The 25,626-nt window shown below is 47.2% G+C and carries 25 protein-coding genes and 1 pseudogene; 3 read left to right on the forward strand and 23 right to left on the reverse strand.

What is annotated here, in order from left to right:
- Positions 1 to 5: 5 nt before the first annotated feature.
- The 4 genes from rplS to rpsP form a co-directional block, all read right to left on the reverse strand.
- Positions 6 to 404, reverse strand: a complete 399-nt coding sequence (rplS, locus tag FD971_RS07415; RefSeq protein WP_215333646.1) for a 50S ribosomal protein L19 — start codon at positions 402 to 404, stop codon at positions 6 to 8.
- Between the two features lie 126 nt (positions 405 to 530).
- Positions 531 to 1,277 (reverse strand): tRNA (guanosine(37)-N1)-methyltransferase TrmD, encoded by a 747-nt coding sequence (trmD, locus tag FD971_RS07420; protein ID WP_215333648.1) that lies wholly within the window; start codon positions 1,275 to 1,277, stop codon positions 531 to 533.
- A 9-nt stretch (positions 1,278 to 1,286) separates the two neighbouring features.
- Entirely contained in the window at positions 1,287 to 1,850 is a 564-nt protein-coding gene (gene rimM, locus FD971_RS07425) for a ribosome maturation factor RimM (protein WP_215333650.1), read from the reverse strand.
- A gap of 93 nt (positions 1,851 to 1,943) precedes the next feature.
- Complete coding sequence (gene rpsP / locus FD971_RS07430) at positions 1,944 to 2,189, reverse strand: 30S ribosomal protein S16 (protein WP_011902362.1); 246 nt, start codon at positions 2,187 to 2,189, stop codon at positions 1,944 to 1,946.
- 253 nt (positions 2,190 to 2,442) lie between these two features.
- Here rpsP and FD971_RS07435 point away from each other — a divergent pair, with 253 nt between their 5' ends.
- Together FD971_RS07435 and FD971_RS07440 are read left to right on the forward strand one after the other, a co-directional pair.
- The gene (locus FD971_RS07435) at positions 2,443 to 2,967 is read left to right on the forward strand and encodes an META domain-containing protein (protein ID WP_251368605.1); all 525 of its coding nucleotides are present in this window, start codon (positions 2,443 to 2,445) and stop codon (positions 2,965 to 2,967) included.
- Positions 2,968 to 3,005: 38 nt separating this feature from the next.
- The gene (locus FD971_RS07440) at positions 3,006 to 3,452 is read left to right on the forward strand and encodes a hypothetical protein (RefSeq protein ID WP_215333652.1); all 447 of its coding nucleotides are present in this window, start codon (positions 3,006 to 3,008) and stop codon (positions 3,450 to 3,452) included.
- Between the two features lie 41 nt (positions 3,453 to 3,493).
- Here the strand turns inward: FD971_RS07440 and FD971_RS07445 are convergent, their stop codons facing one another.
- The 5 genes from FD971_RS07445 to FD971_RS07465 are packed head-to-tail and all read right to left on the reverse strand — an operon-like array spanning position 3,494 to position 9,701.
- The gene (locus tag FD971_RS07445) at positions 3,494 to 5,281 is read right to left on the reverse strand and encodes an acyl-CoA dehydrogenase (RefSeq protein WP_215333654.1); all 1,788 of its coding nucleotides are present in this window, start codon (positions 5,279 to 5,281) and stop codon (positions 3,494 to 3,496) included.
- A gap of 54 nt (positions 5,282 to 5,335) precedes the next feature.
- Positions 5,336 to 6,271 (reverse strand): electron transfer flavoprotein subunit alpha/FixB family protein, encoded by a 936-nt coding sequence (locus FD971_RS07450; RefSeq protein ID WP_215333656.1) that lies wholly within the window; start codon positions 6,269 to 6,271, stop codon positions 5,336 to 5,338.
- A complete protein-coding gene (locus FD971_RS07455) occupies positions 6,272 to 7,021 on the reverse strand; it encodes an electron transfer flavoprotein subunit beta/FixA family protein (RefSeq protein ID WP_215333658.1) in 750 nt (249 codons plus the stop codon). It lies immediately after the preceding gene.
- A 58-nt stretch (positions 7,022 to 7,079) separates the two neighbouring features.
- Positions 7,080 to 8,732, reverse strand: coding sequence for an acyl-CoA synthetase (locus FD971_RS07460; protein ID WP_215333660.1), 1,653 nt, complete (start codon positions 8,730 to 8,732; stop codon positions 7,080 to 7,082).
- Positions 8,733 to 8,780: 48 nt separating this feature from the next.
- Entirely contained in the window at positions 8,781 to 9,701 is a 921-nt protein-coding gene (locus tag FD971_RS07465; protein ID WP_215333662.1) for a histone deacetylase family protein, read from the reverse strand.
- An 83-nt stretch (positions 9,702 to 9,784) separates the two neighbouring features.
- Here FD971_RS07465 and FD971_RS07470 point away from each other — a divergent pair, with 83 nt between their 5' ends.
- Positions 9,785 to 11,053, forward strand: a complete 1,269-nt coding sequence (locus FD971_RS07470) for a lytic transglycosylase domain-containing protein (protein WP_215333664.1) — start codon at positions 9,785 to 9,787, stop codon at positions 11,051 to 11,053.
- Positions 11,054 to 11,073: 20 nt separating this feature from the next.
- Here FD971_RS07470 and cysM read toward each other — a convergent pair whose 3' ends face one another.
- The 14 genes and pseudogenes from cysM to serC form a co-directional block, all read right to left on the reverse strand.
- On the reverse strand, positions 11,074 to 11,985 hold the full coding sequence (gene cysM, locus FD971_RS07475; RefSeq protein WP_215333666.1) for a cysteine synthase CysM: 912 nt from the start codon (positions 11,983 to 11,985) through the stop codon (positions 11,074 to 11,076).
- Positions 11,986 to 12,026: 41 nt separating this feature from the next.
- Positions 12,027 to 12,422 carry a helix-hairpin-helix domain-containing protein gene (locus tag FD971_RS07480; RefSeq protein WP_215333668.1) on the reverse strand — a complete coding sequence of 132 codons (396 nt, stop codon included), beginning with the start codon at positions 12,420 to 12,422 and terminating at the stop codon, positions 12,027 to 12,029.
- 97 nt (positions 12,423 to 12,519) lie between these two features.
- On the reverse strand, positions 12,520 to 13,539 hold the full coding sequence (gene rfaD / locus FD971_RS07485) for an ADP-glyceromanno-heptose 6-epimerase (protein WP_215333670.1): 1,020 nt from the start codon (positions 13,537 to 13,539) through the stop codon (positions 12,520 to 12,522).
- Positions 13,536 to 14,465 carry a D-glycero-beta-D-manno-heptose-7-phosphate kinase gene (gene rfaE1 / locus FD971_RS07490; RefSeq protein WP_215333672.1) on the reverse strand — a complete coding sequence of 310 codons (930 nt, stop codon included), beginning with the start codon at positions 14,463 to 14,465 and terminating at the stop codon, positions 13,536 to 13,538. Before rfaE1 ends, rfaD begins: the two co-directional genes overlap by 4 nt.
- A 50-nt stretch (positions 14,466 to 14,515) precedes the next feature.
- Entirely contained in the window at positions 14,516 to 15,880 is a 1,365-nt protein-coding gene (locus FD971_RS07495) for a UDP-glucose/GDP-mannose dehydrogenase family protein (protein ID WP_215333674.1), read from the reverse strand.
- A 21-nt stretch (positions 15,881 to 15,901) separates the two neighbouring features.
- On the reverse strand, positions 15,902 to 17,113 hold the full coding sequence (lapB, locus tag FD971_RS07500) for a lipopolysaccharide assembly protein LapB (RefSeq protein WP_215333676.1): 1,212 nt from the start codon (positions 17,111 to 17,113) through the stop codon (positions 15,902 to 15,904).
- Positions 17,114 to 17,221: 108 nt separating this feature from the next.
- Positions 17,222 to 17,518: pseudogene (locus FD971_RS07505) on the reverse strand (integration host factor subunit beta); the annotation flags it as partial.
- Positions 17,519 to 17,570: 52 nt separating this feature from the next.
- The gene (gene rpsA / locus FD971_RS07510; protein WP_215301598.1) at positions 17,571 to 19,244 is read right to left on the reverse strand and encodes a 30S ribosomal protein S1; all 1,674 of its coding nucleotides are present in this window, start codon (positions 19,242 to 19,244) and stop codon (positions 17,571 to 17,573) included.
- 133 nt (positions 19,245 to 19,377) lie between these two features.
- Positions 19,378 to 20,040 carry a (d)CMP kinase gene (gene cmk / locus FD971_RS07515; RefSeq protein ID WP_215333678.1) on the reverse strand — a complete coding sequence of 221 codons (663 nt, stop codon included), beginning with the start codon at positions 20,038 to 20,040 and terminating at the stop codon, positions 19,378 to 19,380.
- Positions 20,041 to 20,051: 11 nt separating this feature from the next.
- Entirely contained in the window at positions 20,052 to 21,371 is a 1,320-nt protein-coding gene (gene aroA, locus FD971_RS07520; protein WP_215335290.1) for a 3-phosphoshikimate 1-carboxyvinyltransferase, read from the reverse strand.
- Between the two features lie 8 nt (positions 21,372 to 21,379).
- A complete protein-coding gene (locus FD971_RS07525; RefSeq protein ID WP_251368606.1) occupies positions 21,380 to 22,261 on the reverse strand; it encodes a prephenate dehydrogenase/arogenate dehydrogenase family protein in 882 nt (293 codons plus the stop codon).
- Positions 22,262 to 22,292: 31 nt separating this feature from the next.
- Positions 22,293 to 23,423, reverse strand: a complete 1,131-nt coding sequence (gene hisC, locus FD971_RS07530; RefSeq protein ID WP_215333683.1) for a histidinol-phosphate transaminase — start codon at positions 23,421 to 23,423, stop codon at positions 22,293 to 22,295.
- Positions 23,420 to 24,514 (reverse strand): prephenate dehydratase, encoded by a 1,095-nt coding sequence (pheA, locus tag FD971_RS07535; protein ID WP_215333685.1) that lies wholly within the window; start codon positions 24,512 to 24,514, stop codon positions 23,420 to 23,422. Before pheA ends, hisC begins: the two co-directional genes overlap by 4 nt.
- Positions 24,514 to 25,611: a 3-phosphoserine/phosphohydroxythreonine transaminase gene (gene serC / locus FD971_RS07540; protein WP_215333687.1), complete on the reverse strand. Its 1,098-nt coding sequence runs from the start codon at positions 25,609 to 25,611 to the stop codon at positions 24,514 to 24,516. The genes pheA and serC overlap by 1 nt, the downstream gene beginning before the upstream one ends.
- Between the last annotated feature and the right edge of the window lie 15 nt (positions 25,612 to 25,626).

A 25,626-nucleotide genomic window follows, 5' to 3' on the forward strand; every position in this document is an offset into this window, starting at 1 on the left:
AAACCTTATTCCGCTGTAGCCTCAGCAACTGCTTTAACTTTACGTGCAGGAAGTTTTTCTTTAATACGTGCAGACTTACCTGAACGATCACGCAAGTAGTACAACTTCGCGCGACGAACATCACCGCGACGCTTCACTTCAATGCTAGCAATCAATGGTGAGTAAGTTTGGAATGTACGCTCCACACCTTCGCCAGATGAAATCTTGCGAACGATAAAGCTAGAATTCAAACCGCGATTGCGCTTAGCAATCACAACGCCTTCAAAGGCCTGGGTACGCTTACGTGTACCCTCAACTACGTTTACACCAACAACTACTGTGTCGCCAGGAGCGAAAGTAGGAAGTACTTTGTTAGCACTTAAGCGAGCAATTTCTTCTTGCTCAATTTTTTCGATCAAATTCATTATTAATCCTTAAACATCTTGTCAGCGTTTAATCCCGAGACATTCATCAACGGACCAGACAGAGGATGCAGTTAAAACCATTTCACTAAATCAAAACACAAACACTTCATTCAAAACCATAATTACTTACAGCGTTCGAAGAAATTGCTCATCTTCTTTACTTAGCAACCCATTAGCTCTTGCTGATTTAATTAAATCAGGTCTAAGCTTTAGCGTCAGCTCTAAAGACTTCTGCCGACGCCAATCCGCTATTTTAGCGTGATGTCCGCCTAAAAGCACGTCTGGGACAGATAAATTTTCATATATTTCGGGGCGAGTGTAGTGCGGATAGTCCAAAAGACCATTGATAAAGCTGTCCTGGACCGCTGATTCCCCATCCCCCAGCGCTCCTGGAATGAGGCGAATGACCGCATCCATCATGGTCATAGCAGGCAATTCACCACCTGAAACCACAAAATCACCCATAGAAAGCTGTAAATCAACGTTTCGATCGATAAAACGCTGGTCAACAGCCTCATATCGACCACAAATAAAGGTTAAATTACCGTAATTGAGGATATCTTTCGCTATCTTCTGAGAAAAGACCTCTCCTTGGGGCGCTAAGAGACAAATTGGCCCGGAAGCGACATGCTGAGCTTGATGGGTTGCTTTAAGAGCGGATAACGTATCTTCCAAGGGTTTGGCCATCATGACCATACCAGGACCACCACCATAGGCGCGGTCATCCACAGTCTTACGAGGATCAGAACAGTAGTCACGGGGATTCCAGAGATTGATGCTGGCAAGACCTTGCTCACAGGCGCGTCCGGTAATGCCCCACTGGGTTAAAGCGGAGAACATTTCAGGAAATAAGGTGACTACATCAAAGCGCATATTTACCAACTACCAATCAGCTTGCCAATCAAGGGTAATGAGCTTACTTGGCAAATCAACGTTGCGTACTACTTCTTTTACGAAAGGCACTAGCTGTTTTACTGTTTTAGTTTCGGAGTCACCAAGAGCAATGATCCCGTGGGCACCGTTATCGTTTACGTCAATCACCTCACCCAGACTCTCGCCTTGAAGATTCATTGCCTTACAACCAATCAGATCAACCCAGTAATAACTATCACTCTCTGCTTTTGGAAATACTTCACGTGCAACTAAGATACGAGCACCCTTTAAAGCCTCGGCCTGGTCACGATCGGTGATGCCATCTAAGGCAATTACTACGGTACCGCTATGCATCTTGGCCTGCCTCACCTTGTAAAGCTTTAATGAAGCCTGCTCATGAGACGCAGCGACACCCGCACTCCGACGAGGAATGAGAGATAACCAAAGTTCTTTGCTAGATAAGAGCGCTACGGGATCGGAAGAATGAGGGCGAACCTTAATCTGACCCTGTAAGCCTTGAGCGTCCTGAACTGCACCGAGCTCAATCAAATCATCTAGGGAAGGTGTATTCATATTGAAGCCACCTCAACTCCCCAAATAACACTACAAGTAAATTCCGCTACCAAAGACTTCATCACTAAGAAAAAGTCTTTGGATTTGAAGTCTTTAGACCGCAGGATTGTTTTTGATCAAACGAACTACTGTTGGAGAGATCTGCGCGCCAACACCAGTCCAATAGGTCAAACGATCTTGAGCAATGCGCATTGCTTGCTCTGTCGCTGCTGCCTGTGGATTGAAGTAACCAATACGCTCGATAAAGTTCGAGTCGCGACGATTGCGCTTGTCTGTAGCCACGATGCTATAAAAAGGGCGCTTCTTTGAACCGCCGCGTGCCAGTCGAATGACGACCATACTTATTCCTTAAAATCTAAAATGAAAACAGGTTGATTACAACCCAATGAAATTAATACAAAATCTTGGGCTCCAACTAACTGGGCAAATTAACAAAACAAATGCACGGTATAGCGGAAAACCTCATATTCTAGACGAAAACCCCTACTTGATCCACCTATTTAAGTGGGCACCCTTTTGGCTTCAACAGTAGAATAGAACCCAGTAGTTCATAAAATAATTATTAAAAACAATAGCTTACATAAATACCAACATGAAAACTGCCTTTTTTAGCCCTTCCAGAGGCCCTATAAAGCGCTTTTTTCTCATTCTTTCTTGCCTTGGCTTAGGTTTTTTGACTGCCTGCGCCAATGTGATTCCACCTTGCAATGCCAAAACTAGCCCTCCAAGTAGTGAGTTCCGAAATACTAAATGGGAGTTAGTCCGCTGGAATCTAGCACCCAATGCCAAAGGCGAGGTGCGTTCCCGACAGATTCCCCAGGGTGACACCAGCAATCCCATACAGATCATCTTTGATGCCAACGGCGAACGCCTCAGTGGTTCAACCGGATGCAATCGCTTTACAGCACGCATTACCGAAGATTCCAGAGGCTTTACGCTAGATCAAATCGCCAGTACTAAGATGGCTTGTGCACCGCAACGCATGGAACTAGAAAATGACTTCCTTTACGAATTAAATGATTACCGCTCGATTGTTCGCAATGGCGATCAACTCCTCATGATTGGCGCAGACCGTGAAGTTTTAAGCTTCATGCAAAAAAATAATTCTGCAAAATAACCTATTACTTCTATACAAGCTCATCACTGAAAGTCAGCATGAAAAAATACAAACTCCTATTCTGCTCACTCGGATTATTTTTCCCAGGGACTGGCTTGAACTGTTTTTATTTGCAAGGACTTAAATCTTTCTGGGCTTGGGCTCAACTATTTTCATTTATTGGTGGAATCGCTGGTTGGTTGATTTTGAAAGATGCGCACTTTCACTCTGCACCAGGTTGGGTGCTGATTACATTCGGCTTCATCACACTGGAAGCGAGCTGGTTAACCACCATCGCTTACGGCTTACGCGCAGATGAAAAATGGGACGCGCAGTTTAATCCAGGCTTAGAACCTAGTCGAGCAACTCAGTCCGGCTGGCCGGTTGTGCTGACGGTGATTTTTTCTTTAGTGTTTGGGGCAGGCGTCATGATGACCTTCTTGGCAATTGCATTTGAGCAATTCTTTATCTCCCAACTTCAAGAAGCAAGAAAGCTATCCCAGTAATGCGGATAGCTTTTTGAATGGCGGTGGCAGTTTTTTAAATCTTAAAACTGCTCCGCCGTCAGCGCATTCGTGGAATGCCCACTCTCTAAAATCGATGTTGCAAGAGCTTGCGACTGTGGCAATAGATTTTCTGCAAAGAAGCGTGCAGTAGCAATCTTGGCATCATAGAAATTAGGATCACCGGCACGCAACTCTTGCGCAGCCAGTAAAGCGCGCGCCATTTGCCAAGCACCCAATACCAAGCCACATAAACGCAAGTAGGCAAAACTGCCTGCATACACAGCCTTTATATCTGTTTTGGCATTCGCCACAATGTAAGCTACCGAGACTTCAAATGCGTCGCGTGCTGAAGTTAATTGCTTTAACACTGCTTTTGCATCTGCAGTGCCGCTGCTTGCAAGATCTTTTTCAGTTTGCTGAATTTTTTCTGAGAACAGCTTGGCAGTTGCACCGCCATCACGCACCGTCTTTCTACCGATCAGGTCATTTGCCTGAATCGCTGTGGTGCCTTCATAGATCGTCAAAATACGGGCATCACGATAGTGTTGTGCTGCACCGGTCTCTTCAATGAAACCCATACCACCATGAACCTGCACACCTAAGCTTGCAACCTCAATCGACATCTCAGTCGAAAAGCCTTTCACAATCGGGACCAAAAATTCATATACCGCTTGGTTCTGCTTGCGAGCCGCCTCGTCAGGAGATGCATGCTGCGCATCGTATGCAGCTGCGGCGTAATAAGCCAAGGCTCTAGATGCCTCAATATAGCCACGCATCGTCATTAGCATGCGCTTCACATCGGGCTGATGAATAATTGCCACCGGGCCTGGGGAGCCGGCCAGATCGCGACTTTGAACTCGGTCCTTCGCATACTGCACTGCCTTTTGATACGAACGCTCTGCAACTGCAATGCCTTGCATGCCAACTGCAAAGCGAGCAGCGTTCATCATGACGAACATGTATTCAAGGCCGCGATTTTCTTCGCCAACCAAGTAGCCGATTGCACCACCATGATCACCAAACTGCAAGACTGCAGTTGGACTGGCCTTGATGCCCAGCTTGTGCTCAATCGAAACACAATGAACATCATTACGCTCGCCAAGTGAACCATCCGCATTCACCAAGAACTTCGGCACTACAAATAAAGAAATACCCTTCACACCTTCTGGTGCATCCGGTGTTCTAGCCAATACGAGATGGACAATATTCTTTGCCATGTCGTGCTCACCATAGGTGATGTAGATCTTGGTGCCAAAAATTTTGTATGTGCCATCAGCATCAGGCACTGCGCGAGAACGCACCATTGATAAATCAGAGCCTGCCTGAGGCTCAGTGAGGCACATGGATCCAGTCCACTCTCCGGAGATCATCTTGGGCACATAACGCTCTTGCAACTCAGGACTTGCTGCAGTCAACAAGGCCTCAATCGCACCATCAGTCAGCATTGGGCACAAGGCAAATGACAAGCTAGCTGAATGCACCATCTCAAAGCAGGCAGTAGCAATGAGTTTAGGTAAGCCTTGACCACCAAATTCTGCAGGATGCACAACACCCTGCCAACCTGCTGCAGCAAATTGCTCAAAAGCTTCTTTAAACCCAGGAGTAGTGGTGACGACGCCATCCTTTAATGAGCTGGGTTGCTGATCACCTGGCCAATTGAGAGGCGCCACAACATCTTGATTGAATTTGGCAGACTCCTCCAAAATCGCTGGCGCCAAATCCACATCAGCACCGGCCTCAGCATAGGAGGGGTAGGAAACAACCTCAGATAGCCCCGCTAGTTCATTCATCACAAATAGCATGTCTTTTACTGGGGCTACATACGGCATAAGTATTCCTATAAATCAGAGGTGAAGATAGTTAAAAAGATATCTTGAATCGCCTTAACCGAGTAAGTTAGTCAATTCAGGAACGGCAGTATTCAAATCTGCAACCAAACCATAGTCAGCAACGCTAAAAATTGGCGCTTCAGGATCTTTGTTAATCGCTACGATTACCTTAGAGTCTTTCATGCCAGCCAAATGCTGAATCGCACCAGAGATACCTACTGCGATATACAACTGTGGAGCAACAATCTTGCCAGTCTGGCCAACTTGATAATCGTTTGGAACATAACCAGCATCCACTGCAGCGCGCGATGCGCCAAGTGCAGCACCGAGCTTATCAGCCAAAGGCACAACGATCTCTTGATACTTCTCGCCAGAACCTAGGCCACGACCACCAGAGACGATAATTTTTGCGGCAGTGAGTTCAGGACGATCTGACTTAGTAAGCTCGCGACCCACGAAAGAGGATTTACCAGAAACTTCAATAGCGGCTTGCTTTTCTAATGGAGCTGATCCACCACTCGCAGCGACCGGATCAAAACCAGTGGTACGAACAGTGATGACTTTCACTGGATCCGCACTTTGCACTGTTGCAATCGCATTACCCGCATAAATGGGACGCTCGAAAGTGTCGGGTGAAACAACCTTGGTGATATCTGACAACTGCGCTACATCTAACTTGGCGGCAACGCGTGGTAATACGTTCTTACCATTGGCAGTTGCTGGCGCCAGGATGTGGCTATAACCATTAGCAATCGAAAGAATCTGCGCAGCTAAAGGTTCAGCAAGTTGATCTACTAAAGCTGGGGCGTCCACTTGAATCACTTTGCGTACTCCAGCGATTTGAGCTGCGGCGGAAGCTGCGGCATCAGCACCGCTACCTGCCACTAATACATCCACCTCAGGGGAGCATTGAAGGGCTGCAGCTACCGCATTGAGCGTAGCAGCCTTTAAGGATTGATTGTCGTGTTCAGCAATAACGAGTGCGGCCATTTAAATCACCTTCGCTTCATTTTTAAGTTTTTCTACCAAAGCCGCTACATCGGCCACCATCACACCAGCAGAACGCTTTGGCGGCTCCTCAACTTTGAGCGTTTTAAGGCGCGGGGCAATGTCAACTCCCAGTTCTTCAGGCTTCACAATTTCCAAATTCTTCTTCTTGGCCTTCATGATGTTTGGCAAAGTCACATAACGTGGCTCGTTCAAGCGCAAGTCAGTTGTGATAACTGCAGGCAAAGTAATTGCAATGGTTTCTAAACCACCGTCTACCTCACGCGTTACGCTCGCTTTACCATCTGCAACTACCACTTTGGATGCAAAAGTTGCCTGAGGAATATCCATCAAGCTAGCTAACATCTGACCAGTCTGGTTGCTATCGTCATCAATTGCCTGCTTACCTAAGATCACGATCTGCGCTTGTTCTTTTTCAGAAAGCGCCTTGAGAATTTTTGCCACTGCTAAAGGTTGCAATTCAGCATCGGTTTCTACCAGGATGGCACGATCAGCACCAATCGCCAATGCAGTGCGCAAGGTTTCTTGACATTGAGTTGGCCCAGCGGAAACAACAACTACCTCAGTAGCTACACCAGCCTCTTTTAATCGAACAGCTTCCTCAACTGCAATCTCATCAAATGGATTCATGCTCATTTTGACGTTTGCCAGATCGACACCGGAGTTATCTGACTTCACCCGAATTTTGACGTTGTAATCAACGACACGCTTTACTGCCACTAAGATTTTCATGCTGAATTCTCTATTTTTGAGTAACTTATCTATTTTATCTGCCTAGCCCCAACTAGAGCTAGACGTCGATTGCTGAAGCGGATCCCGCCTGCTTGCGCAATTCAAACTTCTGAATCTTGCCAGTAGAGGTTTTTGGGAGTTCACAAAATACAATAGCTCTTGGAACCTTAAATCCAGCTAGATGCTGCTTGCAATGGGTAATGATGTCAGTAGGGGTCACTTCCATACCAGGCTTAATTTCCAAGAAGGCGCAAGGCGTTTCACCCCACTTAGGATCAGGTTTCGCAACAACCGCAGCGGCTATTACTGCAGGGTGGCGATAGAGAACATCTTCAACCTCTACGGAAGAAATATTTTCGCCGCCGGAAATAATGATGTCTTTGCTACGGTCTTTCATCTTCACATAGCCATCGGGGTTCATTACTGCCAAGTCCCCTGAATGAAACCAACCTCCCTCGAAGGCCTCTTTAGTTGCCTTCTCATTCTTGAGGTAACCCTTCATGGCGATGTTGCCCTTAAACATAATCTCGCCCATCGTCTCGCCATCTGCAGGAACGGGTTTGAGAGTCTCTGGATCAAGAACGGCAATCGCTTGTTGCATGTGATAACGAACACCTTGGCGAGCATTAAGGCGAGCTCTCTCACCAATATCCACTTCATTCCACTCATCCTGCTTCACACAAACTGCTGCAGGACCATAGACTTCAGTTAATCCGTAGACGTGCGTCAAATCAAAGCCTAGCTTCTCCATACCCTCAATAATCGAAGCCGGAGGTGCGGCTCCAGCAATCAGGCCTTTTACACCAGCAGGTACGCCCTCTTTTAATTCATCGGGAGCATTAACTAGTAAGTTATGCACAATCGGGGCAGCGCAGTAATGGGTAACCCCATGCTCTTTAATGGCAGCAAAAATATGCTGCGCATCCACGCGACGTAAACAGATATTAATGCCTGCACGAGCCGCTACTGTCCATGGGAAACACCACCCATTGCAATGGAACATTGGCAGCGTCCAGAGATAAATGGGGTGCTTGTTAATATCCCAATCCAAAATATTGGATACAGCATTAATCGCTGCGCCACGATGGTGATACACCACACCCTTAGGATTGCCAGTAGTTCCCGAGGTGTAATTGAGGCAAATGGCTTGCCATTCATCTGCAGGGACTTGCCAAGCGAACTGAGGATCGCCTTCAGATAAGAGCTGTTCATAAGTCAATTTACCGAGCTTTTCACCAGGAACATCAAATTCCTTTTCCTCGACATCAATTACCAAGAACTCGCGCCCACTTTCTTTCTTAGCGATCTCAAGGGCTTTTTTCATTACCCCAGAGAATTCTGGATCCACGATCACTACTTTTGCTTCGCCATGATTCAACATAAAAGCAACTGACTCTGGGTCTAGGCGAGTGTTCAATGCATTCAATACCGCACCAGCCATGGGAATTCCGAAATGCGCCTCTACCATTGGTGGCGTATTAGGTAACATCACCGCAACCGTATCGCCCAGGCCAATGCCATGCTTTTGCAGTGCGCTTGCGAATCGACGGCAACGCTCATAAGTTTGACTCCAAGTCTGACGTAATTTGCCATGAATGATTGCTAGGCGATCTGGGTACACTTGGGCTGATCGCTCCAGAAATAATAACGGGGTGATTGGAGTGAAGTTCGCTGGGTTACGCTCTAAACCCTGCTCAAAAATATTAGCCATGCTTTCCTTGGATATTGATCTTGTTTGATTCTAGATTGCTAATTTCACTTAAATGTCGGCAAGTGCTTTAACATGCGCCACTACACTACGACCCAATGCAGAAAGGTTATAGCCGCCCTCTAAGCAGCTCACGATGCGGCCTTGAGCATATTGATTGGCAACGCCTTTAAGCTGCTTAGTGATCCAGGCATAGTCGTCTTCTACCAAGCCCATCTGCCCTAAATCATCCTCACGGTGAGCATCAAAGCCAGCAGAGATGATGATGAGCTCTGGCTCAAAATCCCTCAGACGTGGCAGCCACTGCTCTTCTACGATAGAGCGCACCACATCTCCTCGAGTGGAGGCTGGCAAGGGGACATTCACCATATTGTTTGCCCCATCCAAACCACTATATGGATAAAACGGATGCTGAAAGAAGCTGCACATCAAAACATTAGGGTCGTTAAAAAATGCTGCTTCAGTACCATTGCCGTGATGCACATCAAAATCGATGATGGCCACACGTTCGATACCGTATGTCTCCATCGCATAGCGCGCAGCTACTGCGACGTTATCAAAGACACAAAAGCCCATTGAACGGGTAGGCTCTGCATGGTGGCCTGGGGGGCGAACTGCACAAAACACATTTTCGACTTCGCCTTTCATTACTGCATCAACACCCGCAATAGCAGCACCCGCTGCACGTAGAGCAGCACTCCAAGTATGGGGGTTCATGATGGTGTCACCATCGAGCATGAAGTAACCGCTGGCTGGTGAGCGCTCTTTAACAAAGGCAATGTGATCTGGACTATGGACCAACTCCAGTTGATCTTCAGTGGCCAAGGGCGCATCGAGATGGTGCAGAAAGCGATCGATGCCACTGCGGATGAGTTGATCATTGATTGCCTGAATTCGCTCAGGGCACTCGGGATGATGGCTGCCCATCTCATGTTTTAGAAAATCTGGATGAGTTATGTATCCTGTTGTCATTACTAGAAATCCTCGATAGTAAAACTGTAGTTTTTATAATGTAATAAAACCTGCCAAGCCCTCAAAAACCCATTTACTTATCTATGAATTTTCGCGTCTCCCACCTCACTTCAACACTATTCATAACGCTACTGCTTGGGGCCTGCTCTAGCACCCCCACTCAGCAAGTTAGCCCTACAGAGACTATCGTAAACCAGTCTGAGGATGCCGCGACAGAAGCCCGTTTTAGCCAAAATCTCAACCAGTTAATTATTCAAGTTGCCCAAATTCAGGGAATCCCTCAGTCAAGCCTTGAATCAGGCTTCTCAGATGCTAAAACGATTCCTTCCATACGCAAATTGGTGTTACCCCCATCGGGCACCTTTAAAAAGAACTGGGTAGCCTATCGCAAGCGCTTTATAGAGCCAGTGCGCCTGAAAGCCGGCAAGGCCTTTTGGGAGCAAAACCAGGCCTTCTTGAGTAAGGTTGAGCAAGAGTCGGGGGTTCCAGCCGAAGTTATCGTCTCCATTATTGGGATCGAAACCATTTATGGCCGCCAAACCGGCAATTTTCGGGCAAAGGATGTGCTTGCTACGCTAGCTTTCAGCTACCCAGATACGCCTAATAAAGTGAGTCGTGAACAGTTGTTTAAAGACCAGCTACAAGAACTCATCCTCATGTGCTGGACCGAAGGAGGCGGCAATTTGCCTGCCAAAAACTCTAGTCATGGATTAAACCCTGCACGCTTTAATGCCTGCCTCAATCAAAATAGCTCCTACGCTGGCGCGATTGGCTTACCGCAGTTCATGCCAAGCAGTATTCGTAGCTTTGCAGTGGATGGTGATGGAGATGGGCGTATTGATCTCAAGCAAAGTCCTAAGGATGCAATTGCTAGTGTGGCCAACTTTATGAATAAGCATGGCTGGCAACCTGGAATGCCGATCTACTTCCCCGTGCAAGATGGAGGCATCAGTGAAGCGAGAGACTTGGCTGATGGCGAACCTCAACTGAAATACTCCGTTCAAGAACTCATCACAAAGGGGATCTTGACCAAGGAACAGGGCGATCTTCAATCTGGTGGTGTTGAGCCACAAAGTAAGGCGCTCATTGTTGACCTCCCCTACCCCGATAAAGATGGCAGCGATCAAATTCGTTATGCAGTTGGTTTAAATAATTTCCTGACAATAGTGCAGTACAACCGAAGTTACTTTTATGCGCAAAGTGTTGCAGAGTTTGCAGAGGCCTTGGGATATAAGAACCAAAGCGTAGTGCCCATGACAACAACTAAAGAAAAGTCAGAACTAAAGTCAGGAGCAGCAATTAAATCCAAGCCCAAGAAGGCTGCTGGCAAGAAAAAACAAAAGCAGACTTAATTTACCCTCGGCTGAATGTCTTACGCTGGAAAAACTCCAGTGGAAAGATAGCGATCACCACGGTCGCAGACGATGAAGACAATCGTCGCATTCTCAACCTGGCGAGCGATTCGCAAGGCAACTACTAAAGCACCACCAGCTGAAATGCCGCAAAAAATACCCTCTTCTGCAGCAAGGCGGCGGGCCATTTCTTCTGCATCCGCCTGGCTCACATACTCAATGCGATCAACCTTATCACCTTGATAAATCTTCGGCAGATACTCTGGAGCCCATTTACGAATACCTGGAATCTGCGAACCCTCTTCGGGTTGCGCACCAATAATTTGAATATTGGGATTCATAGACTTTAGATAGGTAGAAACTCCGGTAATTGTTCCGGTAGTTCCCATCGCGGAAATGAAATGAGTTACTTGACCATCTGTATCGCGCCAGATTTCTGGACCAGTAGTCTCGATGTGGGCGCGTGGGTTATCCGGATTCGCAAATTGATCAAGCAATCTGCCGCGGCCCTCTTTCTGTAATTGCAGCGCATAGTCACGGGCAAACTCCATACCCCCAGAGGCTGCCGTCAAAATTAACTCGGCACCATAAGCAGCCATACTTTGTCGACGCTCAATGCTTTGATTCTCAGGCATTACCAAAACCATCTTGTAGCCCAACATCGCAGCAGTCATTGCCAAAGCAATGCCAGTATTACCACTGGTAGCTTCAATCAGCGTATCGCCAGGCTTGATTTCGCCACGCTCTTGTGCGCGCAGAATCATCGACAGCGCAGGCCGGTCTTTCACCGACCCCGCTGGATTATTACCCTCTAACTTTCCTAAGATCAGATTATTTTTGGAATCGTTCTCTGCGCCAGGAATGCGTTGCAAACGAACCAGGGGTGTATTACCCACGGTCTGTGAAATAGTTAAGTAAGAAGGTGTGCTCATGAAACCATTTTAGCCATAAGCCGGACTAGACGTAAAAGGGTTTAATTTCGGCGGCTTGGTTCCGCACGATCCGGATTATGGCGAGAGCTACTCTGACCGCGTGAGCCACGCCTGCTAGCCTTGGAGCCCTCTTTATTGGTCCTGCCGTGCGGCTCACGAAAAGAACTGGGTGCCTCAATAGTTAAACCGTTATCCACCATCTTTTCTACAGATCTCATACCAATGCCACGCACACGCTTTTGTAAATCATTAGCATCCTGAAAGTGCCCACCATCCAAGCGTTCGGCAATAATTGTTTTCGCTTTAGATGGTCCGATACCTTTAATGCTTTCTAACTCAGACTGAGTTGCGGTATTGACGTTGACTGGTGAAGCAGCAGTCAATCCTGAGACAGCTACAAATACTGAAAATACTAAGGACTTTAATAATTGATTCATTTAATCTCCATCGGTTAATAAAAAATCCACTTACACGAAGTGCAAGTGGATTAGTTACAACGAATGGAGATTCAGTCGGTTGACTGTTTTTAACTGCCTATAGTGGGCTTGCCAAGAAATCAGCATTGGCCGATAGCCACTCGATATACCTTCCTACACCCTGCTCAACAGTTAGGAAGGGTTCTGTATATCCAGCAGCTCTTAGCTTAGTCAAATCAGCTTGTGTGAAACACTGGTATTTGCCTTTGAGCGCGTCCGGAAATGGGATGTATTCAATCGCCTTTTCTTTGACCAACTCTTCCAAGCTAGCAGGGTTGGCATTATCGATTTTGCGCATGGCATTGGCTAACGCATGAGCAACGTCATTGAATGGCTGCGCGCGACCACTACCGAGATTGAAGATGCCGCTGATTTCTGGATGATCCAAGAAAAAGAGGTTCACCTTCACTACATCTTCTACCGAGACAAAGTCACGACTTTGTTCGCCAGCGCCATAACCACCATATTCACCAAAAAGCTTTACCTTGCCATTAGCTTTGTATTGATGATACTGATGAAAGGCTACCGAGGCCATGCGACCTTTGTGGGATTCACGTGGGCCATAGACATTGAAGTACCTAAATCCAACCACTTGAGCGGCATTGGATTTTTCAGCAAAGCGCTTACGCATTACTTGGTCAAATAAGAACTTCGAATAACCGTAAATATTTAATGGCTTCTCATGCTCGCGGCTTTCTACAAAAACATCAGATCCACCGTAAGTTGCTGCAGATGAAGCATAGAGTAACTGCACTTTTTGTTCTGTACAGATATCAAGCAAGTCCATGGTGTAGCGAAAATTATTCGCCATCATGAAGATGCCATCCGTCTCCATCGTATCGGAGCACGCCCCTTCATGAAACACTGCCCTTACCTTACCAAAGCGACCGCTTCTAAATGCCTTCAGAAATTCGTCTTTATCAAGATAATCAATGATATCTAAGTCCGCAAGATTGCGATACTTATCAGCGGGACGTAAATCATCGACCGCAATAATATTTTTCTCGCCTCGTGCATTGAGCGCCTGAACAATATTGGCGCCAATAAACCCAGCGGCGCCGGTTACGATAATGGTCATTGCAATTCCTCTGAAGTAACGGTAGCCGTTCCTAACTTGCCTACCACTATGCCACCCGCACGATTAGCTAAGGCCATCGCTCTTTCAAGTGGCCAACCTGCTGCCAATGCCACAGCGAGCGTTCCAATAACCGTATCACCCGCACCAGATACATCAAACACTTCACGTGCCTGTGCTTTAACGTGGCTGACACCCGCCTCAGTAAATAAACTCATTCCCTCTTCTGAGCGGGTCAGTAATAAGGCTTCAAGGTTTAATGATTTTCTGAGATCCTGCGCTCTCATTGTGAGATCTTCTTCGCTAGTCCACTGACCAACTACCTGACGTAATTCACTGCGGTTAGGTGTGAGCACGGTAGCACCGCGATATTTAGCGTAGTCATCACCCTTAGGGTCGACTAGGATCATTTTCTTTTGAGCGTGCGCCTGTTCAATCATCATGGCAACCTGTCCTAATGCGCCTTTGCCGTAATCAGACAAAATCACCACATCAGCATCACCCACCAGCTTCTCATAGCGCTCTAGCTTATGTGCCAAAGCAGCCTCACTAGGAGCCTCTTCAAAGTCCAAACGTATCAATTGCTGCTGTCTTGCGATGACTCGCAACTTCACAGTAGTCGGAACTTTGCTGTCGATTTCAAGCTGGCTATCAACACCGCTTGATTTCAACAGGTCTGTGACGCGACGTCCAGGCTCATCGTCTCCAATCACGCCTAAGATCGTCGTCTTTGCACCTAGGGCTGCAACGTTACGAGCCACGTTAGCGGCACCACCTAAACGCTCATCAATCTTGCCTACTTGAACTACTGGCACCGGGGCCTCAGGAGAGATTCGACTTGTATCACCAAACCAATAGCGATCAAGCATGACATCACCCACCACTAATAAGCGGGCTTTAGAAAATTGTTCTCGGTTGGCTTTTTCCACGATGTAACTAATCTCTCTAATCTATCTAATCGATTCTTTTGTAGTGCTAATTAATTATGACGACCAATACCTCGGTACTCAATGCCTAATTCTTGCATAGCTTGTGGCTCATACAGATTACGGCCATCAAAGATGACAGGGTTCTTAAGTTTAGCTTTAAGGAGATCAAAATCCGGACTGCGGAAGGCTTTCCACTCGGTCACAATCACCAAGGCATCCGCATCTTGGGTGGCTGCCATGGGGTCATCCACCAAAGTCACTTGTTTAAGGCCTTCTGGGTTACCTTTGAAGTCCACCTCAAGGCAATGCTTAGTTTCTGGCATGGCTACTGGGTCGTGGGCTACGATCTGAGCACCGCGTTTAACCAACTCTTGGATAATGACTCGACTTGGCGCTTCGCGCATGTCGTCGGTGTTCGGCTTAAATGCTAAACCCCACATGGCAAACTTCTTACCCTTAAGATCAGCACCAAAACGTTTTTCGATCTTCTCTACGAGAATGTACTTTTGGGCTTCGTTCACCGCTTCGACCGCATCTAGAATCTTAAGATCGCGACCATACTCAGTCGCAGTCTTTGATAGAGCTGAAACGTCTTTTGGAAAGCAAGAACCGCCATAGCCAGTACCGGAATACAAAAATCCATAACCAATGCGGGAATCAGAGCCAATACCTTGGCGCACAGCTTCAATATCCGCTCCGACCAAGTCAGCCAGGTTAGCTAACTCGTTCATAAAAGAGATGCGGGTGGCTAACATGGCATTAGCTGCGTATTTAGTAAGCTCAGCACTCTTCACATCCATGTAATAGGTACGCTCATGATGACGATTAAATGGGGCGTAGAGTTTGCGCATTTGCTCTTTAGCACGCAAGCCAGCTGGGGTATTTTGTGTACCAATCACAATGCGGTCTGGGCGCATAAAGTCTTCTACTGCCGCGCCTTCTTTAAGGAACTCAGGGTTGGAAACTACGGAGCATAACTCCGGTGAGAGGCCACGCTTTTCCAATTCTTCAGTAATTGCAGCAGAAACCTTATCGGCGGTTCCCACTGGAACAGTTGACTTATCGACGATCACTTTAGGGGTAGTCATATGACGACCAATATTGCGAGCTGCAGCAACCACGTACTGAAGATCAGCCGAGCCATCTTCGTCAGGAGGGGTGCCAACTGCAATGAACTGAATATCGCCATGGGCAACAGAAGCAGCAATATCAGTAGAGAACTGCAAACGGCCCGCAGCGCGATTGCGCTCAATCATCTCTTTGAGACCTGGTTCATAAATGGGTACGCCACCAGAATTGAGAATCTCAATCTTCTTAGGATCGACGTCTACACAAAAGATGTTATTACCCTGCTCTGCGAGGCAAGCGCCTGTAACAAGACCAACGTAACCGCTGCCGATGATGGTGACTTTCAAGATATCTCCAAGTGATTCAGATTACATTGAAGGTCCGCTAGGAACGGATCCTTCACTACGTCTTGGGGAGTATGCCTCCCAATGATTACAACCAGGACATTGCCAATAAAAGCGTCTTGCCCGGAAACCACAGTTGCCACAGGTATAGCGGGCCAAACGGGTCGTGAGCTGCTTCAATAAACTGAGTGTTGCCTGTAAATCCGATACCCGCTCTGGTGTACCGTTACTTTCCGCCAAAGCCAAACGGGTCTCCGCTAATTTCGATAACGCACTCAAGCTTGGTGAATGCTGCATCACCTCAACGAGCATCACTTCGGCAGCTTGTGCCCCACGAATTTGAGTCATGTGCTTTTGAACAATATCGAGCAACTCACCAGAAGCTTGGATATTTAATAACTCACAGAGCGCGCTTAATCCTTCATCCGCTTTATTTAGGGCAGTGTGTGCTGCCATCCAACGATCCGCAAGCAAATGCATATAGGCAGGATGTGTCTTAGCAATCACAGCCCATACTTCTATAGCTTGAGCCGGACGATCCATTGCAATTAGATAGTCACCTTGCAAAATCAGAGCACGTGCATGATGCGGAACGGCTTGCAAGGCCAATTGAACTGATTGCTCAACTTCTGGCAAATCTTTGCGACGCAGTGCCTCTTGGCCAATCTCACAATGAAACTGTGCAATCTCAGTGTGGTGGGATTTTCCTTGCAAGCCCTCAAGCTCACTAGCCGCAATGATGGCTTTTTTCCAGTCCCGCTCGATCTGATACATCTCGAGGAGGCTCTCTTTTGCAGGTGCCGCAAATTTGCCATCACCCACACGATTTAATGAGGCTTCAGCACGATCCAATAAACCGGCACGTAAAAAGTCGCGACCTAATTCATAAGCAGCATGATCTCGATCGCGCGGCTTTAAGTCGTCACGATTAGCCAAGTGCTGGTGAACTCGAATGGCTCGCTCAGTCTCACCACGTCGACGGAATAAATTGCCCAAAGCAAAATGGAGCTCAATAGTTTCAGGATCGAGTTGAGCAATCTTGACCAAGGTTTCAATCGCTTGATCTGGCTGCTCATTTAACAACAGGCTTAGGCCTTTGAAAGTGGAGCGTTGCTGACGCATCCGCTCGCGCTCATCCATACGATTCTCAAGACGCAAATCCCAGCGCGAAGCCAACCAACCAATACCAAACATGACTGGAAGTAACAATAGCCAGGAGGTTGCGATCTGAATCATGCTGTGCAGAACTTAAATAAAAAAATGGTCCGAATGGACCACTGGATATGCGCTATCTGACTAGGCACCAGAACCCTCTTTAGGGCTCACTTGCTTCAGAGGCTTATAGTCAACGCGCTCACGTAATTCTTTACCAGGCTTGAAGTGGGGCACCCGTTTTTCTGGGATCAATACTTTTTCACCAGATTTTGGGTTGCGACCAGTACGCGCAGGACGATGATGCAAAACAAAGCTACCAACACCACGCAACTCAATACGCTTACCTTCGGCTAAAGCGTGAGTCATGGTGTCTAGCAATGTTTTTACTGCTAACTCCACATCTCTTGGCAGTAGCTGGGGAAACTGTTCCGCCAAGCTCTCCACGAGTTCGGACCGAGTAATTGCTTGTTGCTCTTGATCTGACATGATCTATCAATAAAAAACCGCCGCTCTCCTAGTGGAAAGCGGCGATATTGATTTAGCCTTGATTGTCCAACTTAGCTTTTAACAAAGCACCCAAGTTGGTTGTGCCGGACTGCGCATCACCTTGGAGCTTGCTCATAGCGTCTTGTTGGTCAGAGCTGTCTTTAGCTTTGATTGAAAGATTGATTGCACGAGACTTGCGATCAATGTTGATGATCATTGCAGTCACAGTGTCACCTTCTTTCAATACATTGCGTGCATCTTCAACGCGATCTGTTGAGATCTCAGAAGCACGTAAGTAAGCTTCAACTTCATCAGCCAAGTGAATAGTTGCACCCTTAGCATCAACAGCCTTCACAGTACCAGTTACAAGGCTACCCTTGTCGCTTACGGATGTGTAGTTATTGAATGGGTCACCAGACAATTGCTTGATACCAAGAGAGATACGCTCTTTCTCAACATCAATGGCCAATACAGTAGCTTCAACTTCGTCGCCTTTTTTGTATTTCTTAACAGCTTCTTCCCCTGGCTCATTCCATGAGAGGTCTGAGAGGTGAACCAAACCATCGATACCGCCAGGCAAACCAATGAACACACCAAAGTCAGTAATAGACTTGATTGCGCCAGTCAGCTTGTCGCCTTTTTGTTGGCCACGTGAGAACTCTTCCCATGGATTCGCTTTGCACTGCTTGATGCCCAAGCTAATACGACGCTTGTCTTCATCAATATCCAGAACCATGACTTCAACTTCGGTTCCTAATGCAGTAGCTTTGCTTGGAGCAACGTTCTTGTTAGTCCAGTCCATTTCAGAAACGTGTACCAAACCTTCGATACCAGATTCGATTTCTACGAACGCGCCGTAATCAGTCAGGTTGGTTACCTTACCGAATAAACGAGTGTTTGGTGGGTAACGACGAGCGATACCAACCCATGGATCATCACCAAGTTGTTTCACACCGAGTGAAACACGGTTCTTCTCTTGATCGAACTTCAAAATCTTCGCGGTAACTTCTTGACCAACAGTCAACATCTCGCTTGGGTGACGCACACGACGCCATGCCAAATCGGTAATGTGCAAGAGGCCATCGATACCACCGAGGTCCACGAATGCGCCGTAGTCTGTGATGTTCTTCACGATACCTTGAACAACGCTACCTTCTTTGAGGTTAGACATCAACTTCGCGCGCTCTTCACCTTGGCTAGCTTCAACAACTGCACGACGTGACAACACTACGTTGTTACGCTTACGGTCAAGCTTGATAACCTTGAACTCCATCGTCTTACCTTCGTAAGGGCTGGTGTCTTTGATTGGGCGTGTATCAACGAGTGATCCAGGCAAGAATGCGCGGATACCGTTAACCATGACTGTCAAGCCGCCTTTAACCTTACCAGTAACAGTACCGGTAACGATCTCAGCTTGCTCGAGAGCTTTTTCCAAGTTCATCCATGATGCCAAGCGCTTAGCTTTGTCACGGGAAAGGATTGTGTCGCCATAGCCGTTCTCAAGAGCGTCAATAGCAACAGAAACGAAATCGCCAGGAGCTACTTCAATCTCGCCAGCGTCGTTATGGAATTCTTCAACAGGAATAAACGCTTCGGATTTCAATCCAGCGTTAACAACGACGAAGTTATGGTCGATGCGAAGTACTTCAGCCGAAATAACTTGGCCGGTCTTCATATTCGATCGGGTTAATGATTCTTCAAATAGCTCTGCAAATGATTCAGACATTTATATATTCACTTTGTGCCGCCAGAAGGCCTGACGGGTTAGGTTAAAAAAGCCCCAAGAAACACGCTAAATTAGAAAATCGCGTTGTAGAGTTTCTTAAGACGCCAAAACAACTTCTATTGCCCACCAAAAATTAAGCTATTTTTGATTGATACCAATCCAAAACCGTCTTAACCGCTTGATCTATCGATAATTCTGATGTTTCAAGCACTTTGGCGCCGTCTGCGACCAACAAAGGTGCTGCACCTCGACTACTGTCTCTGGCATCGCGCTCTTGTAAATCATGCAGCAAGTCTTCTAGTTTAGCAGAAATTCCCTTAGCTATCAATTGCTTATACCGACGTTCGGCCCTAGCTTCAGCTGTTGCAGTGAGAAAAACCTTCAAAACTGCATCCGGAAATATGATGCTGGCCATGTCGCGCCCATCAGCCACCAAGCCTGGAATAAGCCTAAAACCATGCTGGACACCGACTAAAGCTTGCCTAACCTCTGGGTGCACCGCAATTGCAGAGGCGCGCAAACCGATGCTTTCAGTGCGAATGGCATCCGTCACGTCTTCAGAATTGAGCAAAATTTGGCCATTTTTGAAGGAAATCACCAGTTTTTTAGCCAAAATACCCAGTTCTGGGCCATTTTGGGGGTCTATGGATGCTTTTTGACTACCTAAGGCAACCAGCCGATACAAGGCTCCACTATCTAGGTAATGAAAACCGAGTTTTTCAGCTACCAAGGAGGCGACCGTCCCTTTGCCAGAAGCGGTAGGTCCATCAATCGCAATAACGGGAGGCAAGTGCATCGCTGAGACTTTTAGGAAACGATCTTTGCAAATTCAGCAAAGTACTTAGGGAAAGTTTTTGCAACGCAATTAGGATCATTGATCTGTAGCGCATTAGGACCAAAAGCGGCCAGTGAGAAGCACATTGCCATACGGTGGTCATCGTATGTATCAATACCTTCAGCAGGAGACTTCCAATCGGCCAGTGATCGAGGGGCTTGCACCACGATGTAATCAGCACCCTCCTCAACAATAGCGCCAACTTTTTTCAATTCTTTTGCCATCGCCGCAATACGATCGGTTTCTTTCACGCGCCAACTGGCAATATTGTTTAGGCGGGTTGGGCCCTCAGCAAACAGCGCGGCAACAGCGAGCGTCATCGCCGCATCTGGAATTTCCGTGCAATCAATGGTGATGCCATTGAGTTTGCCATTCGCATTTTTCACGCCAGCGACTTCAATCCAATCTTCACCGGAAGAAATCTTTGCACCCATTAATGCGAGTGCATCAGCAAAAGCAACATCGCCTTGAATACTCTCGCTACCCACACCCAAGACGCGAACCGGTCCACCACCAATCGCGCCAAGCGCTAAGAAGTAAGAAGCGGAGGATGCATCGCCCTCAACTGATAAGACCCCAGGACTTTGATATACAGCGCCAGTAGTTTTAGCGGGAATTACAAACGACTGTGCATCTGGGCAAGCCACTTTGACACCAAAGCGCGCCATCAGCTTGAGCGTGATATCAATATACGGTCTAGAAATCAACTCACCTATGACCTCAATCTTGACGGACTCCTTTGCCACCAAAGGCAAAGCCATCAACAAGGCTGTCAAAAATTGACTAGAAACATCGCCGCGTACCTTCACAACATCTTTGATTTCAATATCGGCAGCAAGAATCTTGATTGGCGGATAACCTTCTTGTAATTCGTAATCGATCTTTGCGCCAACTTGTCGCAAGCCATCGACTAGATCCCGAATAGGGCGCTCATGCATACGAGGCACACCAGACAAGCGGTAATTACCACCCTGCATTGCCAAAGCCGCCGTTAAAGGGCGAATAGCTGTACCCGCATTACCCATAAAGAGATCTGCGTTTTGGACCGGGAACTTACCGCCGCAACCTTCAACCACGCAGACTTTGCCTGCTTGATCGATTACGGATAAACCCAACTGACGAAGCGCATTACGCATCACTTGCGTATCGTCAGCATCTAGTAAATTTTTAAGAGTTGTCGTACCTGAAGACAAGGCTGCTAACAACAAGGCGCGATTAGAAATACTTTTTGAACCAGGTAAGACAACTGAGCCTTGTGCTCGCTTGAATGGTCCAATATTGATATCAGGCAAACCGCTCATCAAAGCACATCCAAATCTTGACGCGCTTTACTGGCTTTATTAAATAATTTTTCCAAGCCTGCACCCTCACTATCGGCAATCAATTTACGCATGTGATTGACGATAAGTAGATATTGATCGAGTTCTTTTAGAACGGCTGTGCGATTACCCAAACAAATGTCGCGCCACATCTCAGGACTTGAAGCAGCAATACGTGTGAAATCTTTAAAGCCTGCGCCCACATGACTGAGCTTTTGATCAGCGTCTTCAGAATTTACTACGCTTGCCATCAAAGCATAAGAAAGAATATGCGGCAAATGAGAAACTGCTGCATAGATCGCATCATGCTGTACACAAGAAATCTTTTTCACAACAGAGCCAACGGACTGCCAAAAGCCTTCGATTAAATCCGTATCTTGCGGAGAGTTTTCTTGTAGCGGACAAAGAATTGTTTGCTTGCCATCAAAGAGATCCGCTTTCGCAGCGCTTGCGCCGTGTTGTGCGCCACCTGCGATCGGATGCGCTGGCACAAACTGACAAGCTTTTTTACCTAAGACTTCCTTGGCAGCCAGAATCACATCGCCTTTGGTGCTGCCAGCATCTGTCAGCATGGTCCGAGGCTCTAAGTGTGGCTCAATCACTTCAAAAGCAGCGCGCATCTGCGCAACGGGCACGCACAACACAATCACATCGGATTGTTTTGCCGCCTCAACTAAATCGACTACAGCATCAATCGCACCCATCTTGAGGGCTTGATCTAAATTTGCAGTGCTGCGACCAACACCCAAGACCTTATTAACTACGCCAGCTTTTTTTAGCGCCAAGCCCAAAGAGGCGCCGATCAAACCCACGCCAACAATAGTGACGGTACCGTAATTACTGGATGGATTGATGATGGCCATTACTTGATGAAATTTATCTATTTGTATTGAATTACTGCTTCGCCAAAATATCTTTAAGAGCAGTAATAAAGGCTGCATTTTCTTCAGGCATGCCAATCGAGATACGCAACCATTGAGGCAAGCCATAATTTCCGACTGGGCGCACAATGATGCCGCGCTTCAGCAACTCCAAATTAATGCGAGCACCAGCACCATCATCTTCGCCCACTTTCACCAGTACAAAGTTTCCAGCCGATGGGAGATAAGTCAGGCCAAGCGCATCAAATGCTTCGGTAAGTTGAGTAAATCCAGCGCGATTGAGCTCAAAACCTTGCTGCAAGAAAGCGGAATCCTGAAATGCTGCGATCGCTGCAGCTTGTGCAAGGCTATTCACATTAAATGGCTGACGGATGCGATTCAGCAAATCGGTCAAGGCAGGCTGAGCTACGCCATAGCCAATGCGGAGACCAGCTAAACCGTATGCCTTAGAAAAGCTGCGCGACAAAATCATATTGGGGAAACGCTTCACCCAAGCAATCGCGTCATAACGTTGCTCAGGAGTGAGGTATTCGTTATAAGCCTCATCCAAAACCACGACCACGTCAGCAGGCACGGCAACTAAGAAATTCTCAATCTCTTTGGCACTTAAATAGCTGCCAGTAGGATTATTTGGGTTAGCCACAAATACCAGCTTGGCTTTATTGCCAGCAGCTTTTACCGCTTGCAACATGGTAGGTAAATCGTGGCCATACATTTGCGTAGCGGCTACTTCAACTGCTTTGGCTCCAACAGCTTGAGTGGCTAATGGATAAACAGCAAAAGCATGTTTAGAAAAAATCACTTCGTCGCCAGCTTGCGCAACTGCACGGGCAGCTAATTCCAAGATGTCGTTACTACCATTACCCAGGGTAATCCAATCTGTTGGAACACCTAAGCGCGCTGACAACACATTCTTTAATTCAAAACCATTGGAATCTGGATAACGACCCAAATCACTTGCGGCCTTCAACATTGCATCTTGGGCTGACTTTGGCATGCCCAATGGATTCTCGTTGGAGGCCAGCTTCACAATTTTGCTTTCATCAAGACCATATTCACGCGCAACTTCGCTGATAGGCCGCCCACCAACATATGGCGCTATTGCATGGATGTGCTTTAAACCAATATTGGATTTAGATGTCATGCTGAATGAGGGTATGAGCCAAGGTTCTTATAGAAAGCAGCTGTTGTTTTTAACTCATCCAATGCTTTGGCTACTTTTGCATCCTCAGAGTGTCCCGCTATATCAATATAAAAGTGATATTCCCAAGTACCCTTACGAGCTGGACGAGACTCAAAGCGATTCATGGAAACGCCATGCTTTGCCAAGGGCTCTAATAAGCGATGTACCGCACCCGGTTGGTTGTCCACCGACAGCACTAAAGAGGTTTGATCTTTACCGGTTGGCTGACACTCGTAAGTGCCGACCACCACAAAACGCGTACGGTTATGTGGATCATCTTGAATCTGTGCCGCTACCGCTTGAAGACCATAAGCTTCCTGAGCGGGATCCCCAGCAATTGCTGCGAGCGTTGGGTCAATCGAGGCCATGCGAGCCGCCTCAGCATTACTGCTGACTGCCTGCCGCTTTAATTGTGGTGCATGCACACTTAACCATTGCTGACATTGAGCCAAAGCTTGAGCATGAGCGCAAACAGTAGTCACCCCATCTAAGTTGCCACTCTTCGTTAAAAGATGGTGGCGAATCGGTAGTACGACTTCACCACTGATGCGCATTGGCGAATCTAGAAGCAAGTCTAGCGTGCGAGAAATCGCGCCCTCACTAGAATTTTCTACAGGTACAACACCAAACTGCGCTGCGCCCTTCTCTACCGCCTTGAATACCTCATCAAGACTGTTACAAGGCAAGCCCGCAATCGAGTGCCCAAAATAGGTTTGCGCTGCTTGCTCTGAAAATGTTCCTACTGGCCCAAGGTAGGCGATTGTCTGACGAGCCTCTAAGGCACGGCAAGCTGACATCACTTCACGCCAAATCGCCGCGATGCCATCAGGCAACAATGGGCCTTTACTTAACTCCTGCAAACGAGCGACTACTTGACGCTCGCGCTCTGGCCTAAATACAGGTGATGAAAAGCCACCTTTGATATGGCCAACTTCTTGTGCTGCTTTTGCACGCTGCGATAGTAAATCTAAAATCTGCGCGTCCAGCGCATCAATCTTCTCGCGAATTGGTGCTAGGCGCTGCTCTTCGGTACTCTGGTCTTTGGAGCTCATTAGGCACGCCTTTCAAAGTCACGCATAAATTCCACTAAGGCTTTAACACCTTCGAGCGGCATTGCGTTGTAAATACTGGCACGCATGCCACCAGCAGCCTTATGACCACGCAAGGCAACTAAGCCTGCTGCATTGGATTGCTCCAAGAACTGAGCATTTAAGTTCTCGTCCTTCAAGAAGAAGGTGACGTTCATTCTGGATCGATATTCTTTAGGAATTCGATTCTCGTAAAGACTGCTTTGATCCAGGTAGCTATAGAGTAACTCTGCTTTTTCTTGATTGCGTTTCTCGATTGCTTTCACGCCACCTTGTTTTAACAACCACTTAAATCCTAATCCAGCCATATAGATGGAAAAGGTTGGGGGTGTATTCAACATCGAGTCAGTTGCGGCTTGCTTAGACCAGTCCCAAATTGATGGGGTGATCTTCATACTGTGCCCCATTAAATCTTTGCGAACGATCACGATGGTTACGCCGGATGGGCCGATATTCTTTTGCGCACCACCAAACCAGACGCCACACTTTGTGACATCCATTTCTTTGGAAAGAATATTGCTAGAGATATCAGCAACCAGTAACTTGCCATTTACATCCGGCACATCTGGAAACTCTACGCCGCCAATGGTTTCATTCGCGCAGTAGTGAACGTAAGCAGCATCGTTAGATAGTTGCCAAGTAGAGCGATCTGGAATGGTGTTGAATTTTTCAGATGCAGAAGATGCGGCTAAATGAGCCACACCATATTTTTCAGCTTCTTTAAATGATTTTTCAGACCAAATACCGGTCACCAAAAAATCTGCCTTAGGACCATTCTTGGCCAAGGGCATGAGGTTCATTGGAATGGCGGCATTCTGACCTAAGCCACCGCCTTGCAGCATCAATATTTCATAAGAATCCGGAATACCCATCAGGGTGCGCAAATCTTGCAGCACCTCTTCATATAGGGCCATGAACTCTTTGCCGCGATGACTCACTTCCATCACGCTGGCGCCTAAGCCCTGCCAGTTCAACATCTCTGCAGCAGCCTGCTGTAACACCTCTTCAGGCAAGGTAGCAGGCCCCGCAGCGAAATTAAAAATGCGGCGGTCAAACGTCATGATGAATTAATTAAC

The sequence above is a fragment of the Polynucleobacter sp. AP-Ainpum-60-G11 genome (genome assembly GCF_018688375.1).
In the GTDB taxonomy this organism is placed as follows: domain Bacteria; phylum Pseudomonadota; class Gammaproteobacteria; order Burkholderiales; family Burkholderiaceae; genus Polynucleobacter.

Excerpts from the sequence above, each read along its gene's own strand:
- FD971_RS07435 (WP_251368605.1), top strand. The coding sequence starts at position 2,443 with ATGAAAACTGCCTTTTTTAGCCCTTCCAGAGGCCCTATAAAGCGCTTT.
- serC (WP_215333687.1), bottom strand. The coding sequence starts at position 25,611 with ATGACGTTTGACCGCCGCATTTTTAATTTCGCTGCGGGGCCTGCTACC.
- FD971_RS07455 (WP_215333658.1), bottom strand. The coding sequence starts at position 7,021 with ATGAAAATCTTAGTGGCAGTAAAGCGTGTCGTTGATTACAACGTCAAA.
- pheA (WP_215333685.1), bottom strand. The coding sequence starts at position 24,514 with ATGAGCTCCAAAGACCAGAGTACCGAAGAGCAGCGCCTAGCACCAATT.
- FD971_RS07445 (WP_215333654.1), bottom strand. The coding sequence starts at position 5,281 with ATGCCGTATGTAGCCCCAGTAAAAGACATGCTATTTGTGATGAATGAA.
- cmk (WP_215333678.1), bottom strand. The coding sequence starts at position 20,040 with ATGCACTTGCCTCCCGTTATTGCGATTGATGGACCTACCGCTTCTGGC.
- rpsA (WP_215301598.1), bottom strand. The coding sequence starts at position 19,244 with ATGTCTGAATCATTTGCAGAGCTATTTGAAGAATCATTAACCCGATCG.
- FD971_RS07460 (WP_215333660.1), bottom strand. The coding sequence starts at position 8,732 with ATGGCTAATATTTTTGAGCAGGGTTTAGAGCGTAACCCAGCGAACTTC.
- lapB (WP_215333676.1), bottom strand. The coding sequence starts at position 17,113 with ATGATTCAGATCGCAACCTCCTGGCTATTGTTACTTCCAGTCATGTTT.
- FD971_RS07440 (WP_215333652.1), top strand. The coding sequence starts at position 3,006 with ATGAAAAAATACAAACTCCTATTCTGCTCACTCGGATTATTTTTCCCA.
- hisC (WP_215333683.1), bottom strand. The coding sequence starts at position 23,423 with ATGACATCTAAATCCAATATTGGTTTAAAGCACATCCATGCAATAGCG.
- FD971_RS07450 (WP_215333656.1), bottom strand. The coding sequence starts at position 6,271 with ATGGCCGCACTCGTTATTGCTGAACACGACAATCAATCCTTAAAGGCT.
- FD971_RS07465 (WP_215333662.1), bottom strand. The coding sequence starts at position 9,701 with ATGACAACAGGATACATAACTCATCCAGATTTTCTAAAACATGAGATG.
- trmD (WP_215333648.1), bottom strand. The coding sequence starts at position 1,277 with ATGCGCTTTGATGTAGTCACCTTATTTCCTGAAATGTTCTCCGCTTTA.
- FD971_RS07480 (WP_215333668.1), bottom strand. The coding sequence starts at position 12,422 with ATGAATCAATTATTAAAGTCCTTAGTATTTTCAGTATTTGTAGCTGTC.
- rfaD (WP_215333670.1), bottom strand. The coding sequence starts at position 13,539 with ATGACCATTATCGTAACCGGCGCCGCTGGGTTTATTGGCGCCAATATT.
- rimM (WP_215333650.1), bottom strand. The coding sequence starts at position 1,850 with ATGAATACACCTTCCCTAGATGATTTGATTGAGCTCGGTGCAGTTCAG.
- rpsP (WP_011902362.1), bottom strand. The coding sequence starts at position 2,189 with ATGGTCGTCATTCGACTGGCACGCGGCGGTTCAAAGAAGCGCCCTTTT.
- FD971_RS07525 (WP_251368606.1), bottom strand. The coding sequence starts at position 22,261 with ATGGCCATCATCAATCCATCCAGTAATTACGGTACCGTCACTATTGTT.
- cysM (WP_215333666.1), bottom strand. The coding sequence starts at position 11,985 with ATGAGCACACCTTCTTACTTAACTATTTCACAGACCGTGGGTAATACA.
- FD971_RS07470 (WP_215333664.1), top strand. The coding sequence starts at position 9,785 with ATGAATTTTCGCGTCTCCCACCTCACTTCAACACTATTCATAACGCTA.
- rplS (WP_215333646.1), bottom strand. The coding sequence starts at position 404 with ATGAATTTGATCGAAAAAATTGAGCAAGAAGAAATTGCTCGCTTAAGT.